Origin of the sequence: Pseudomonas sp. AF32 (genome assembly GCF_022342325.2) — a bacterium.
GTDB classification, from domain to species: Bacteria; Pseudomonadota; Gammaproteobacteria; order Pseudomonadales; family Pseudomonadaceae; genus Aquipseudomonas; species Aquipseudomonas uvaldensis.
In genome coordinates, this window is the sequence record NZ_RQJK02000019.1 from 105,262 (window position 1) to 118,652 (window position 13,391).

Annotated in this window: 12 protein-coding genes; 9 read left to right on the top strand and 3 right to left on the bottom strand. The window is 60.1% G+C overall.

Features of this window, described 5'->3' with window-relative positions:
• Positions 1 to 121 precede the first annotated feature (121 nt).
• From aat to infA, 3 genes are all read left to right on the top strand, one after another.
• Positions 122 to 802 (top strand): leucyl/phenylalanyl-tRNA--protein transferase, encoded by a 681-nt coding sequence (gene aat / locus EGM97_RS18535; protein WP_238965045.1) that lies wholly within the window; start codon positions 122 to 124, stop codon positions 800 to 802.
• A 56-nt stretch (positions 803 to 858) separates the two neighbouring features.
• Positions 859 to 1,566, top strand: a complete 708-nt coding sequence (locus tag EGM97_RS18540) for an arginyltransferase (RefSeq protein WP_238965046.1) — start codon at positions 859 to 861, stop codon at positions 1,564 to 1,566.
• Positions 1,567 to 1,733: 167 nt separating this feature from the next.
• Entirely contained in the window at positions 1,734 to 1,952 is a 219-nt protein-coding gene (infA, locus tag EGM97_RS18545) for a translation initiation factor IF-1 (RefSeq protein WP_002553999.1), read from the top strand.
• 268 nt (positions 1,953 to 2,220) lie between these two features.
• On the opposite strand, the gene clpA is transcribed toward infA, so the two are convergent.
• Positions 2,221 to 4,491, bottom strand: a complete 2,271-nt coding sequence (clpA, locus tag EGM97_RS18550; RefSeq protein ID WP_053157772.1) for an ATP-dependent Clp protease ATP-binding subunit ClpA — start codon at positions 4,489 to 4,491, stop codon at positions 2,221 to 2,223.
• A gap of 29 nt (positions 4,492 to 4,520) precedes the next feature.
• Entirely contained in the window at positions 4,521 to 4,883 is a 363-nt protein-coding gene (gene clpS, locus EGM97_RS18555; RefSeq protein ID WP_053157775.1) for an ATP-dependent Clp protease adapter ClpS, read from the bottom strand.
• A 240-nt stretch (positions 4,884 to 5,123) separates the two neighbouring features.
• Between clpS and cspD the strand changes: the two genes are divergently transcribed.
• Positions 5,124 to 5,375 carry a cold shock domain-containing protein CspD gene (cspD, locus tag EGM97_RS18560; RefSeq protein ID WP_238965060.1) on the top strand — a complete coding sequence of 84 codons (252 nt, stop codon included), beginning with the start codon at positions 5,124 to 5,126 and terminating at the stop codon, positions 5,373 to 5,375.
• A 71-nt stretch (positions 5,376 to 5,446) separates the two neighbouring features.
• Here the strand turns inward: cspD and icd are convergent, their stop codons facing one another.
• Positions 5,447 to 6,703 (bottom strand): NADP-dependent isocitrate dehydrogenase, encoded by a 1,257-nt coding sequence (gene icd / locus EGM97_RS18565; protein ID WP_053157781.1) that lies wholly within the window; start codon positions 6,701 to 6,703, stop codon positions 5,447 to 5,449.
• A 468-nt stretch (positions 6,704 to 7,171) separates the two neighbouring features.
• Between icd and EGM97_RS18570 the strand changes: the two genes are divergently transcribed.
• From EGM97_RS18570 to purB, 5 genes are all read left to right on the top strand, one after another.
• The gene (locus tag EGM97_RS18570) at positions 7,172 to 9,397 is read left to right on the top strand and encodes an NADP-dependent isocitrate dehydrogenase (protein WP_238965047.1); all 2,226 of its coding nucleotides are present in this window, start codon (positions 7,172 to 7,174) and stop codon (positions 9,395 to 9,397) included.
• Positions 9,398 to 9,635: 238 nt separating this feature from the next.
• Positions 9,636 to 10,082, top strand: a complete 447-nt coding sequence (locus EGM97_RS18575; RefSeq protein ID WP_238965048.1) for an NUDIX hydrolase — start codon at positions 9,636 to 9,638, stop codon at positions 10,080 to 10,082.
• Between the two features lie 59 nt (positions 10,083 to 10,141).
• The gene (gene mnmA, locus EGM97_RS18580; protein ID WP_238965049.1) at positions 10,142 to 11,266 is read left to right on the top strand and encodes a tRNA 2-thiouridine(34) synthase MnmA; all 1,125 of its coding nucleotides are present in this window, start codon (positions 10,142 to 10,144) and stop codon (positions 11,264 to 11,266) included.
• Complete coding sequence (gene hflD, locus EGM97_RS18585) at positions 11,263 to 11,886, top strand: high frequency lysogenization protein HflD (protein WP_053157794.1); 624 nt, start codon at positions 11,263 to 11,265, stop codon at positions 11,884 to 11,886. The genes mnmA and hflD overlap by 4 nt, the downstream gene beginning before the upstream one ends.
• A 123-nt stretch (positions 11,887 to 12,009) precedes the next feature.
• Complete coding sequence (gene purB, locus EGM97_RS18590) at positions 12,010 to 13,380, top strand: adenylosuccinate lyase (protein ID WP_238965050.1); 1,371 nt, start codon at positions 12,010 to 12,012, stop codon at positions 13,378 to 13,380.
• Positions 13,381 to 13,391 lie beyond the last annotated feature (11 nt).

The window sequence follows — 13,391 nt, forward strand, 5'->3', positions numbered from 1 at the left end:
CTAAAAACGGCTACTCGGTGGGCCAGGCAGACCGAATTGACTGCCTTGGGGCCGCTGCGCCGCCCAGCGGGGATAAGTCCCCTCGCCACATTACCCTCCCCTTCCGCAATCCCGGACCACCATGCTGACTTGGTTACAACGCAACACCTTCGATTTTCCTCCCCTGGAAAAAGCCATGCGCGACCCCAACGGTTTGCTGGCCGCTGGCGGCGATCTGTCTGCCGACCGATTGATCCAGGCCTACCGCCATGGGTGCTTCCCATGGTTCTCCGAAGGCCAGCCGATCCTGTGGTGGTCACCTGACCCGCGCACCGTTCTGTTTCCCGACGAGCTGCACATCTCCCGCAGCCTGGGCAAGCTTTTGCGCAAGCAGCGTTACCAAGTGACGTTCGACAAGGACTTCGCAGCCGTCATCAAGGCCTGCGCCGAGCCCCGCGCCTACGCCGACGGCACCTGGATCACCGAAGCCATGCAAACCGCCTACCTGCAGTTGCATCGGCGCGGCTTCGCCCATTCGGTGGAGGTCTGGGACGAGGGCCAGTTGGTGGGCGGCCTGTACGGCCTGGCCATGGGGCAGCTGTTTTTCGGCGAATCCATGTTCAGCCGTGCTGACAATGCCTCGAAATTCGGCTTTGCGACGCTGGTCAACCATCTCAAGACCGCCGGTTTCGTGCTGATAGACTGTCAGATGCCCACCGAGCACCTGCACAGCCTGGGCGCCCGCTCGATTCCGCGGGCAATGTTTGCCGGTTATCTCAGGGCACATCTGGACCGCCCCAACCAGGCCACCTGGGTTTGCTGAGCGACATCGGCGCGCGTGGCTTACACTTAACCAAAGCTTATCCCCGAGGGTTGATCATGACCGAGTTGGCGCGTTTGAAGTTCTATGCCACTCAGCCCCACTCTTGCAGCTATCTGCCCGAGGAGCAGGCCACCACGCTGTTCCTCGACCCTAGCCAGCCCATGGACGTGCATGTCTACGCAGACCTGTCGGAGATGGGCTTTCGTCGCAGCGGCGATCACCTCTACCGGCCTCATTGCCAACATTGCAATGCGTGCGTACCGGCGCGCATCCCCGTGACGCAATTTGCCCCCAATCGCCAGCAAAAACGCATCTTCAAGCGCAACGCCGACATCCAGGTCCGGCCGGCCAAGCCACAGTTCACGGAAGAGTATTTCGATCTGTACCAACGCTATATCGAGCAGCGCCATGCCGACGGCGACATGTACCCGCCCAGCCGCGATCAGTTCTCGACTTTTCTTGTACGCGACCTGCCTTTCTCCCGCTTCTATGAATTCCGCCTCGAAGGACAACTGGTGGCTATTGCCGTGACGGACTTGCTGCCCAACGGATTGTCCGCGGTGTACACCTTTTATGAGCCCAACGAAGAACGGCGCAGCCTGGGGCGTTTCGCCATTCTCTGGCAGATTGCCGAAGCCCGGCGCCTGGGCCTTGAAGCGGTGTACTTGGGCTACTGGATCAAGAACTGCAAAAAGATGAACTACAAGACCCAATATCGGCCCATCGAACTGCTGATTAACCAGCGCTGGGTTGTCCTTAACTAGACTTTGTACGAAAAGTCACCGAGCGCGGCGATCAGGCACTTTTCGTGCAAAGTCCAGGAAACCCAAGAACCCCTTGGCGTGCCCCCCCTTTTTCGGGCACAATGCACGCCGCTTTTGCCTGGCGCAGTTGCACCGGGCCATTCACTGGACACCGAGGGCTTTACTGCATGTCGAAAGAAGACAGCTTCGAAATGGAAGGCACTGTCGTCGACACCCTGCCCAACACCATGTTTCGTGTGGAGTTGGAAAATGGGCACGTCGTTACCGCGCATATCTCCGGCAAGATGCGCAAGAACTACATTCGTATTCTTACCGGTGACAAAGTGCGCGTCGAGCTGACGCCCTATGACTTGAGCAAAGGGCGCATCACCTACCGCGCTCGCTAACAGGTCGACACAAGACGCCCGGCTCATGCCGGGCGTTTTTGTTTGCCTGTGACTAAGCCTCACAAGTGCTGGCAATAACACCCAGTATTGAGGCCAACCCCATACCCTGTGGGAGCGGGCTTGCTCGCGAATGCGGTCGATCAGCTTGTATAGATGCCGAATGTGAAATCGCATTCGCGAGCAAGCCCGCTCCCACAGGGTTCGATGCGCTTCTCGAAAAAAGCAAAAAGGCGCCTTTCGGCGCCTTTTGCATTGTTGCGTATAACGATCAAGCCATTTCGGCCGTGGTTTCGAACTCGAAGGTCAGTTCGCCATCCTTGATGTCGATGTGGACCACACCGCCATGCTCGGCCAGTTCGCCAAAGAGAATCTCCTCCGCCAGCGGACGCTTGATCTTGTCCTGGATCAGGCGAGCCATCGGCCGCGCACCCATGGTCACGTCGTAGCCACCCTCCGCCAGCCAGCTGCGGGCCGCATCGGTAACTTCCAGCAACACACGCTTGTCTTCGAGCTGCGCCTGGAGTTCGGTAAGGAACTTGTCCACCACGCTCTTGATGACCTCATGACTGAGGCGACCAAACTGGATGATGGTGTCCAGGCGGTTGCGGAATTCAGGCGTGAAGCTCTTCTTGATCACTTCCATCGCATCGGACGAATGGTCCTGATGGGTGAAACCGATCGAAGCACGAGCCGCTGTCTCGGCACCGGCGTTCGTGGTCATGATGATGATCACGTTGCGGAAATCCGCCTTGCGCCCGTTGTTGTCGGTCAACGTACCGTGATCCATCACCTGCAGCAGCAGGTTGAAGACTTCCGGATGCGCCTTCTCGATTTCATCGAGCAGCAATACGCAATGAGGCTGCTTGGTGATGGCTTCGGTGAGCAGGCCGCCCTGGTCGAAACCGACATAGCCCGGAGGCGCACCGATCAGACGCGAAACGGTATGGCGCTCCATGTACTCGGACATGTCGAAACGAACCAGTTCGATGCCCATCGCCTTGGCCAGTTGCCGCGCCGCTTCGGTCTTGCCCACACCGGTGGGACCTGCGAACAGGAACGAACCGACCGGCTTGTCCGGCGACTTCAGGCCGGCGCGCGACAGCTTGATGGCGGTGGACAGCGAGTCGATGGCCGCATCCTGGCCAAACACCGTCAGCTTCAGGTCGCGCTCCAGGTTACGCAGCAGCTCCTTGTCGGAACTGGTGACGTGCTTGGGCGGAATCCGTGCGATTTTCGCGACGATGTCCTCGACCTGCGGTACGTCGATGCGTTTGACGCGGCTTTCGGCCGGTTGCAGGCGCTGGTAGGCACCCGCTTCGTCGATAACGTCGATGGCCTTGTCCGGCATATGCCGGTCATTGATGTAGCGTGAAGCCAGCTCAGCGGCGGCGCGCAGCGCTTCATCGCTGTACTCGATGCTGTGGTGCAGCTCGAAACGTCCTTTCAGGCCGCGCAGGATGCCAATGGTGTCTTCCACCGACGGCTCCGACACATCGACCTTCTGGAAACGCCGGGCCAAGGCACGGTCCTTCTCGAAGATCCCGCGGAATTCCTGGAAGGTGGTCGAACCAATGCAGCGGATATCACCCGACGAAAGCAGTGGTTTGAGCAGGTTCGAGGCATCCATGACACCACCGGATGCGGCGCCCGCACCAATGATGGTGTGGATCTCGTCAATGAACAGGATCGCCTGGGGACGCTTTTTCAGCTCGCCGAGCAACGCCTTGAAGCGCTTCTCGAAGTCGCCCCGGTACTTGGTACCGGCCAGCAAGGCACCCAGGTCGAGGGAATAGACCACGCTGTTGGCCAGCAAATCCGGCACCTGGCTGTCGACGATGCGCTTGGCCAGGCCCTCGGCGATGGCTGTTTTACCGACACCCGCCTCACCCACCAGCAGCGGGTTGTTCTTGCGACGCCGGGCCAGGATCTGGGCGACGCGCTCGACTTCGGCCTCGCGCCCCACCAACGGATCGATGCGCCCCTGGCGCGCCAGTTCGTTCAGGTTGCTGGCATAGGCATCCAGTGGATTGCCCGAGGAAGAAGACTCACCGCCCTCGTCGTCCTGCATATCCTGCTCACCTTCGGAATGGTCGCCGTGCCCTGGCACCTTGGAAATGCCATGGGCGATGTAGTTGACGACATCGATACGCGCAACGCTCTGTTGCTTGAGCAGGAAAACCGCCTGGCTTTCCTGTTCGCTGAAAATGGCAACCAGCACATTGGCGCCGGTGACTTCGCGCTTGCCCGAGCTCTGTACATGAAAGACAGCACGCTGCAGCACGCGCTGGAAGCCCAGGGTTGGCTGGGTTTCGCGATCCTCGTCGTGAACGGGGATCAATGGCGTGGTGGAGTCGATGAACTCCTGCAGATCGTGCTTGAGTTTATCGAGGTTCGCGCCGCAGGCACGCAAAACGGTGGCGGCAGCCTCGTTATCCAATAGGGCCAGCAGCAGGTGCTCGACCGTCATGAATTCATGACGCTTCGAACGGGCCTCCTTGAAGGCAAGATTGAGGGTGACTTCGAGCTCGCGGTTTAACATGGCTTCACCTCATACCCAAGTGGTCGGCGTTAACCGTCCTTCTCGATTTCACAGAGTAGCGGATGCTGGCTTTCCCGGGCGTACTGGTTGACCTGCATAGCCTTTGTCTCGGCGATGTCGCGGGTAAACACTCCGCACACTGCCCGTCCCTCTGTATGGACGGCCAGCATGACCTTGGTCGCCAGCTCGCGGTTCAGGTTAAAAAACACCTCGAGCACTTCGACGACGAAATCCATCGGTGTGTAGTCATCGTTGAACAAAACCACCTTGTACATCGGTGGCGCCTGTAACGCGGGCTTTGCTTCCTGGACAGCAATGCCGGCGGAATCGTCGTCATGCTGATCCGGGCGATCCTGATTGAATGTTAGTCGAATCTGGCTGATTGCATGCATGGAAAGAAAGGTTCGTTTAGTTGGCATTTACACTAATGGGGGTGCCGGCTGGCGATTTCAACCACGACCGCCGGGTCACCTTGACTATCGGCAAAACGGTGTTACAACCAATAGAGCCCATCGCGGGTTAAAAGGTCCGCGGCATTGATCCTGACAACAAGATTAGACTGCGGATGAACCGGATGATACTCCAGTGATGGAGTGCGTTGCAGAGGGATATGGTTTATGTCGGTCGTCAAGATGAGCGGCAAGGTGAAATGGTTCAACAATGCCAAAGGCTACGGGTTCATCCTGGCGACTGGCAGGGATGAAGACCTTTTCGCCCACTACTCGGCAATCAATATGGAAGGTTATAAAACCCTGAAAGCCGGGCAGCCTGTGAAATTCGATGTCATCCAGGGGCCCAAAGGCCTGCACGCAGTCAACATTACGCCCATCGAAGTTGAAAACACACCTGCCTCCGTGGAAGTCAAGGTCACCGAAACCCATTGACCTGCAATAGCTTGCGGACATGAAAAAGCCCGGCTCGAGTGATCGAGCCGGGCTTTTTCATGTCGATTGCCTTACATATGGGCGATCAGCGCATCGCCAAAGCCCGAAGACGACACCAGCTTCGCGCCCTCCATCAGGCGTTCGAAGTCATAGGTCACGGTCTTGGCCGAAATCGCGCCATTGGTGCCCTTGATGATCAGATCGGCCGCTTCGGTCCAACCCATGTGGCGCAACATCATTTCAGCCGACAGGATCAGCGAACCCGGGTTGACCTGGTCCTTGCCCGCGTACTTGGGCGCGGTGCCGTGGGTGGCTTCGAACATGGCGACGGTATCCGACAGGTTGGCACCCGGCGCAATACCGATACCGCCCACCTCCGCCGCCAAGGCGTCGGAGAGATAGTCACCGTTGAGGTTCAGGGTCGCGATCACGTCATATTCAGCCGGACGCAGCAGGATCTGTTGAAGCATGGCGTCGGCGATGGCGTCCTTGACCACGACATTCTTGCCGGTCTTCGGATTCTTGAACTGCATCCACGGCCCGCCGTCCAGCAGGGTCGCGCCGAATTCCTCGGCCGCCACTTCATAGGCCCATTCCTTGAAGGCACCTTCGGTGAACTTCATGATGTTGCCTTTATGTACGATGGTCAGCGAATCGCGATCGTTATCGACCACATATTGCAATGCCTTGCGGGCCAGGCGCTTGGTGCCCTGCTTGGACACGGGCTTGACGCCGATACCACAGTCCTCGTCGAAACGGATCTTGGTAACGCCCATTTCCTCCTTGAGGAACTTGATCACCTTGGTGGCTTCGGCCGAACCGGCCTTCCACTCGATGCCGGCATAGATGTCTTCGGAGTTCTCGCGGAAAATCGTCATGTCCACGTCGCCAGGCTTCTTGACCGGGCTCGGCACACCTTCGAACCAGCGCACCGGACGCAGGCAGACATACAGGTCCAGCTGTTGGCGCAGGGCCACGTTCAGCGAACGGATACCGCCGCCGACCGGCGTGGTCAGGGGGCCCTTGATGGAAACCACGTAATCCTTGACGGCATCCAGGGTTTCCTGGGGAAGCCAGGTGTCCTGGTCGTAGACCTGGGTGGCTTTTTCACCGGCATAGACCTCCATCCAGGAAATCTTGCGCTTGCCGCCGTAGGCCTTCTGCACGGCAGCGTCCACGACCTTGATCATGACCGGGCTGATGTCGACACCAATGCCATCCCCTTCGATGAAAGGAATGATCGGATTGTCAGGAACATTAAGAGAATGGTCTGCATTGACGGTGATTTTGTCACCGACGGCCGGAACCTGAATCTTTTGATACCCCATGCTGAACTCCATTGCTTGGATTAAACATCTGGCTGCGTTCGAGCGTACCCCAGTTGAATCGGCGCGCAAACCCTACCAAGACCAAAGAGATACAGTTCGCCGCGTACAACCCTGAAAACCCAGGGAAAAGCGCCAAACATGAGCATAGACGCGTTCCGGCCGCTGCGACGTTTAGACCAATGGACGAGCACTAAAGTCTATGAACCATCGGCAGATCGCCAGCTACCTATGTATAATGCCGCCGCTGACCACAGGGTCACGACGGCTGACTGCTCTGCGACAGGACTTTCCGCCCGTTAAAAGCCGGACCGTTACCACGGCCCGACCGCTTGACGCTCGACTGATGCACCCAACATCACCGCGAAGAAACCTCGACATTCGGCTCACGGATGACTTTGAACGAACGCGCTTACCCGGCGCCCTCGAGTTTCTGCGCATGCTTTAGCAAAGAAGAGAGTTAATCCGAATATGCCCACCCGCTCGAAGATCATCTATACCTTCACCGACGAAGCGCCCGCCCTCGCCACCTATTCGCTGCTGCCGATCGTCGAAGCCTTTACCGCTTCGGCCGATATCGCCGTGGAAACCCGCGATATCTCTCTCGCAGGGCGCATCCTGGCCAGCTTCCCCGAGCAACTGGGTGACAAAGCCGTAGCCGACCACCTCGCCGAACTGGGCGAACTGGCCGTGACTCCTGAAGCCAACATCATCAAGCTGCCGAACATCAGTGCCTCGGTGCCGCAACTGCAGGCCGCGATCAAGGAATTGCAGGCCCAGGGCTACGCACTGCCGGACTACCCGGAAACCGTGACCACCGAGGCCGAGAAAGACGCTCGCGCCCGTTACGACAAGGTCAAGGGCAGCGCCGTGAACCCGGTGCTGCGCGAAGGCAACTCCGACCGCCGCGCACCGCTGTCGGTCAAGAACTATGCCCGCAAGCACCCGCACAAGATGGGCGCCTGGGCTGCGGACTCCAAGTCCCATGTAGCCCACATGAGCTCCGGCGATTTCTACGGCAGCGAGAAAGCTGTCCTGATCGACGCCGCTGACGCCGTGAAAATCGAGTTGGTTGCCCAGGACGGCACCACCACCGTCCTGAAAGAAAAAACCAGCGTCCAGGCCGGCGAGATCCTCGACTGCGCCGTGATGAGCAAGAACGCCCTGCGCGCCTTCATTGCCGCTGAAATCGAAAGCGCCAAGCAACAAGGCGTATTGTTGTCGGTCCACCTCAAGGCCACCATGATGAAGGTCTCCGACCCGATCATGTTCGGCCAGATCGTCGCCGAGTTCTACAAGGACGCCCTCGCCAAGCACGCCGACGTGCTGGCGCAGATCGGCTTCAACCTGAACAACGGCATCGGCGACCTGTACGCCCGCATCAAGACCCTGCCGGCCGAGCAGCAAGCAGCCATCGAAGCGGACATCCAGGCGGTCTACGCCGTTCGTCCTGCGCTGGCGATGGTCAACTCCGACAAGGGCATCACCAACCTGCACGTGCCGAGCGATGTCATCGTCGACGCCTCGATGCCAGCCATGATCCGCGATTCCGGCAAGATGTGGGGCACCGATGGCCAACTGCACGACACCAAGGCCGTGATCCCGGACCGCTGCTACGCCACCATCTACCAGGCCGTGATCGAAGATTGCAAAGCCAATGGTGCGTTCGATCCGACCACCATGGGCAGCGTGCCGAACGTCGGCCTGATGGCCAAGAAAGCCGAAGAGTACGGTTCCCACGACAAGACCTTCCAGATCAAGGCCGACGGCGTGGTTCGCGTCACCGACAGCAAGGGCACCCTGCTGATGGAACAGGCTGTCGAAGCCGGTGACATCTTCCGCATGTGCCAGACCAAGGACGCGCCGATCCAGGATTGGGTCAAGCTGGCCGTCAACCGTGCCCGCGCAAGCAGCACCCCGGCCATTTTCTGGCTGGACCCGATGCGCGCCCACGACGGCGTGGTGATCGAGAAAGTCCAGGCTTACCTGAAGGACCACGACACCAGCGGCCTGGACATCCAGATCATGTCGCCAGTCGACGCGATGAAATACACCCTGGCCCGTACCCGCGAAGGCAAGGACACCATCTCGGTGACCGGCAACGTGCTGCGCGACTACCTGACCGACCTGTTCCCGATCATGGAACTGGGCACCAGCGCCAAGATGCTGTCGATCGTGCCGCTGATGAACGGTGGCGGCCTGTTCGAAACCGGCGCTGGCGGTTCGGCACCCAAGCACGTCCAACAACTGCTGGAAGAAAACTTCCTGCGCTGGGATTCCCTGGGCGAATTCCTGGCCCTGGCCGCGTCCCTCGAACACCTGGGCGTGACCTACAACAATCCGAAGGCACTGGTGCTGTCCAAGACCCTCGACCAGGCCACCGGTGAGTTCCTGGACCGCAACAAATCGCCTTCGCGCAAAGTCGGCGGCATCGACAACCGTGGCAGCCACTTCTACCTGACCCTGTTCTGGGCCCAGGCACTGGCCGCCCAGGATGAAGACGCAGCCCTCAAGGCGCAGTTCACTACCCTGGCCAAGACGCTGACCGACAACGAAGAAAAGATCGTTGCCGAGCTCAACGCTGTTCAAGGCAAGCCCGTGGACATCGGCGGCTACTACTTCGCCAACCCTGAGCTGACCAGCAAGGCCATGCGCCCGAGCGCAACCTTCAACGCAGCGATTGCCGCATTGGTCTAAGGTTGTAAGCAAGTACACGAACCCCGGCCTTGTGCCGGGGTTTGTGTTTTCAGACTTATCACATTCCCCTGTGGCTGGGGTTAGCTGCAGCTTATGTATGCACCGCAAACTCCTGTGGGAGCGGGCTTGCTCGCGAAAGCGGTGTATCAGTCATACATGCGCTGGATGACAATCCGCCTTCGCGAGCAAGCCCGCTCCCACAGGGACTGCATTTCAACATTGAGATTGAGGAACCTTCATGGATTGGAAACCCCACATCACCGTCGCCACCATCGTCGAGGACAACGGCCGCTTCCTGATGGTGGAAGAATCCAAGGGCGGACGCGCGGTGCTCAACCAGCCCGCCGGGCACCTGGACCCGAACGAAACCCTGATCGAAGCCGCCGTGCGCGAAACCCTGGAGGAAACCGGCTGGGACGTCGAACCCACCAGCGTGGTCGGCATCTACCTGTACACCGCTCCCAGCAATGGCGTGACCTACCAGCGGGTCTGCTTCGCCGCCAACGCCCTCAAGCACCACCCCGACTATCAACTGGACGACGGCATCCTGGGCGCCCGCTGGCTGACCCGCGACGAACTGCTCGAACAGCGCGATCATTGGCGCAGCGAACTGATCATCCGCTGCATCGACGATTATCTGGCCGGCCATCGCCACAGCCTGGCACTGATACGCCCTTCCCTTTAGCCTTGCGCGCCCGGGCCTGATAGAATCGCGTCCTTTTTCAAGACACTCATTGAATTCCTATGCGTGATCCAGCTCGTTCCGACACCACCAAACAGCGCGTCATTGTCGGCATGTCCGGCGGCGTGGACTCTTCCGTTTCCGCCCTTCTGCTGATGGAGCAGGGCTACGAGGTGGAAGGCCTGTTCATGAAGAACTGGGAAGAAGACGACGGAACCGAATATTGCACCGCCATGGATGACCTGGCGGACGCCCAGGCCGTGTGCGACAAGATCGGCATCAAGCTGCACACCGCCAACTTCGCCGCCGAGTACTGGGACAACGTGTTCGAGCACTTCCTGGCCGAATACAAGGCCGGCCGCACGCCGAACCCGGACATCCTCTGCAACCGCGAGATCAAGTTCAAGGCGTTCCTCGACTACGCCATGATGCTCGGCGCCGACCTGATCGCCACCGGCCACTACGTGCGTCGCCGCGACATCGACGGTCGCACCGAACTGCTCAAAGGCCTGGACCCGAACAAGGACCAGAGCTACTTCCTGCACGCCGTCGGCGGCGAGCAGATTGCCAAGACCCTGTTCCCGGTCGGTGAACTGGAAAAGCCGGAAGTACGGGCGATTGCCGAGAAACACGACCTTGCCACCGCGAAGAAAAAGGATTCCACCGGCATCTGCTTCATCGGCGAACGGCGCTTCAGCGACTTCCTCAAGCAATACCTGCCGGCCCAGCCAGGCGAGATAAAGACCACCGAAGGCGAGGTCATCGGCCGCCACCATGGCTTGATGTACCACACCATCGGCCAGCGCCAGGGCCTGGGCATCGGCGGCCTGAAAGACGCCGGCGAAGAACCGTGGTACGTGTTGGTCAAGGACCTGGAGCACAACGAACTCATTGTCGGCCAGGGCAACGATCACCCATGGTTGTTCTCCGGCGCCCTGCTCGCCTCGGACATCTATTGGGTCAACCCGATCGACCTCAGCGAGCCACGTCGCCTGACAGCCAAGGTTCGCTATCGCCAGAGCGACCAGCCTTGCACCCTGGAAAAAACCGCCAACGGCTACCGCGCCACCTTCGATGATCCGCAACGCGCGGTGACCCCCGGCCAGTCCGTGGTGTTCTATGACGGCGAAATCTGCCTCGGCGGCGGCGTGATCGAAGTCGCAGAGCCATGGAGCAGCAAGGCATGAGCCCGATCCAGGAGCAACTGACGGCTTTGGGCGGTGTGTTTCTGGCCGCCGTGTTGGTGGACCGCATCGCCAAGACCGGCCAGGCCACCGAAGCGGGCCTGGCCTGCATGCTCGGCAGCCTGCTGGTTCGCGACCCCAAGGACACCCTGGAAGTCTATGGCGGCGATGACCTGAACCTGCGTGAAGGCTACCGGGCGCTGATCGGCGCTCTGGAACGCGACCCCAGCGCCTTGCAACGCGAGCCGCTGCGCTATGCCCTGTCGATGCTGGGTCTGGAACGCCAACTGGCCAAGCGCGACGACTTGCTGGACACCATCGGCAAGCGCCTGCCGCAAATCCAGTCCCAGGTCGAGCACTTCGGCCCATCCCATGAAAACGTGATCGCCGCTTGCGGTGCGCTGTACCAGGACACCCTCAGCACCTTGCGCCAGCGCATCCAGGTGCATGGCGACATGCGCAACCTGCAGCAACCCAGCAACGCCTCGAAGATCCGCGCCCTGCTGTTGGCCGGCATCCGTTCGGCCCGGTTGTGGCGGCAGTTGGGGGGGCATCGCTGGCAACTGGTGATCAGCCGACGCAAATTGCTGAAAGAGCTTTACCCATTGATGCGCCACGAATAAATCGCCTCGACCTGTTTTGTACCTCGTTACGCGTAACACGCCGGTCAGTTGGCGACGGACCGGCGCTGGTTTTCATGTATGATACGCGCCCCATTTCGTTGCCCGACTGTCCGAGAACACCCCATGCAGCTCTCTTCGCTCACTGCGGTTTCCCCTGTTGACGGCCGCTACGCCGGCAAAACCCAGGCCCTGCGCCCGATTTTCAGCGAGTACGGCCTGATCCGTGCCCGCGTCCTGGTTGAAGTGCGCTGGCTTCAGCGCCTGGCCGCCCACCCCGCTATCGGCGAAGTCCCGGCGTTCTCCGCCGAAGCCAATGCGGTACTCAATGCCCTGGCCGATAACTTTGCGCTGGAGCACGCCGAGCGCGTCAAGGAAATCGAGCGCACCACCAACCACGACGTCAAGGCCATCGAATACCTGCTCAAGGAGCAGGCGGCCAAACTGCCGGAACTGGCCAAGGTCAGCGAGTTCATTCACTTCGCCTGCACCAGCGAGGACATCAACAACCTGTCCCACGCCCTGATGCTGCGCGAAGGCCGCGACGACGTGATGCTGCCGCTGATGCGCCAGGTCGTCCAGGCCATCCGCGAACTGGCGATCCGCTTCGCCGACGTACCGATGCTGTCGCGCACCCACGGCCAACCGGCCTCGCCGACCACCCTGGGCAAAGAGCTGGCCAACGTGGTGTATCGCCTGGAGCGCCAGATCGCCCAGGTTGCCGCCGTGCCGCTGCTGGGCAAGATCAACGGCGCCGTGGGCAACTACAACGCCCACCTGTCGGCCTACCCTGACATCGACTGGGAAGCCAACGCCCGCGCCTTCATCGAAGACGAGCTGGGCCTGAGCTTCAACCCGTACACCACCCAGATAGAGCCGCACGACTACATCGCCGAACTGTTCGACGCCATTGCGCGCTTCAACACCATCCTGATCGATTTCGACCGCGATATCTGGGGCTACATCTCCCTGGGCTACTTCAAGCAGCGCACCATTGCCGGCGAGATCGGCTCTTCGACCATGCCGCACAAGGTCAACCCGATCGACTTCGAAAACTCCGAAGGCAACCTGGGCATCGCCAACGCGCTGTTCCAGCACCTGGCGAGCAAGCTGCCGATTTCCCGCTGGCAGCGCGACCTGACCGACTCCACCGTACTGCGCAACCTGGGCGTGGGCTTTGCCCATAGCGTCATCGCCTACGAAGCCAGCCTCAAGGGCATCGGCAAGCTGGAGTTGAACGAGCAGAAAATCGCCGCCGACCTGGACGCCTGCTGGGAAGTCCTGGCCGAACCGATCCAGACCGTGATGCGTCGCTACAACATCGAAAACCCGTACGAAAAGCTGAAAGAACTGACCCGTGGCAAGGGCATCAGCCCCGAAGCACTGCAGACTTTCATCGATAGCCTGGACATGCCCGCCGAGGCCCGCACCGAGCTGAAGAAGCTCACGCCGGCCAGCTACATCGGCAATGCGGCGGCACAAGCCAAGCGCATCTGATCAACGCTTTG

What these genes read in the sequence shown, in the direction of transcription:
- aat (WP_238965045.1), top strand. Translation starts at nt 122, where the DNA reads ATGCTGACTTGGTTACAACGCAACACCTTCGATTTTCCTCCCCTGGAA.
- EGM97_RS18540 (WP_238965046.1), top strand. Translation starts at nt 859, where the DNA reads ATGACCGAGTTGGCGCGTTTGAAGTTCTATGCCACTCAGCCCCACTCT.
- infA (WP_002553999.1), top strand. Translation starts at nt 1,734, where the DNA reads ATGTCGAAAGAAGACAGCTTCGAAATGGAAGGCACTGTCGTCGACACC.
- clpA (WP_053157772.1), bottom strand. Translation starts at nt 4,491, where the DNA reads ATGTTAAACCGCGAGCTCGAAGTCACCCTCAATCTTGCCTTCAAGGAG.
- clpS (WP_053157775.1), bottom strand. Translation starts at nt 4,883, where the DNA reads ATGCATGCAATCAGCCAGATTCGACTAACATTCAATCAGGATCGCCCG.
- cspD (WP_238965060.1), top strand. Translation starts at nt 5,124, where the DNA reads ATGAGCGGCAAGGTGAAATGGTTCAACAATGCCAAAGGCTACGGGTTC.
- icd (WP_053157781.1), bottom strand. Translation starts at nt 6,703, where the DNA reads ATGGGGTATCAAAAGATTCAGGTTCCGGCCGTCGGTGACAAAATCACC.
- EGM97_RS18570 (WP_238965047.1), top strand. Translation starts at nt 7,172, where the DNA reads ATGCCCACCCGCTCGAAGATCATCTATACCTTCACCGACGAAGCGCCC.
- EGM97_RS18575 (WP_238965048.1), top strand. Translation starts at nt 9,636, where the DNA reads ATGGATTGGAAACCCCACATCACCGTCGCCACCATCGTCGAGGACAAC.
- mnmA (WP_238965049.1), top strand. Translation starts at nt 10,142, where the DNA reads ATGCGTGATCCAGCTCGTTCCGACACCACCAAACAGCGCGTCATTGTC.
- hflD (WP_053157794.1), top strand. Translation starts at nt 11,263, where the DNA reads ATGAGCCCGATCCAGGAGCAACTGACGGCTTTGGGCGGTGTGTTTCTG.
- purB (WP_238965050.1), top strand. Translation starts at nt 12,010, where the DNA reads ATGCAGCTCTCTTCGCTCACTGCGGTTTCCCCTGTTGACGGCCGCTAC.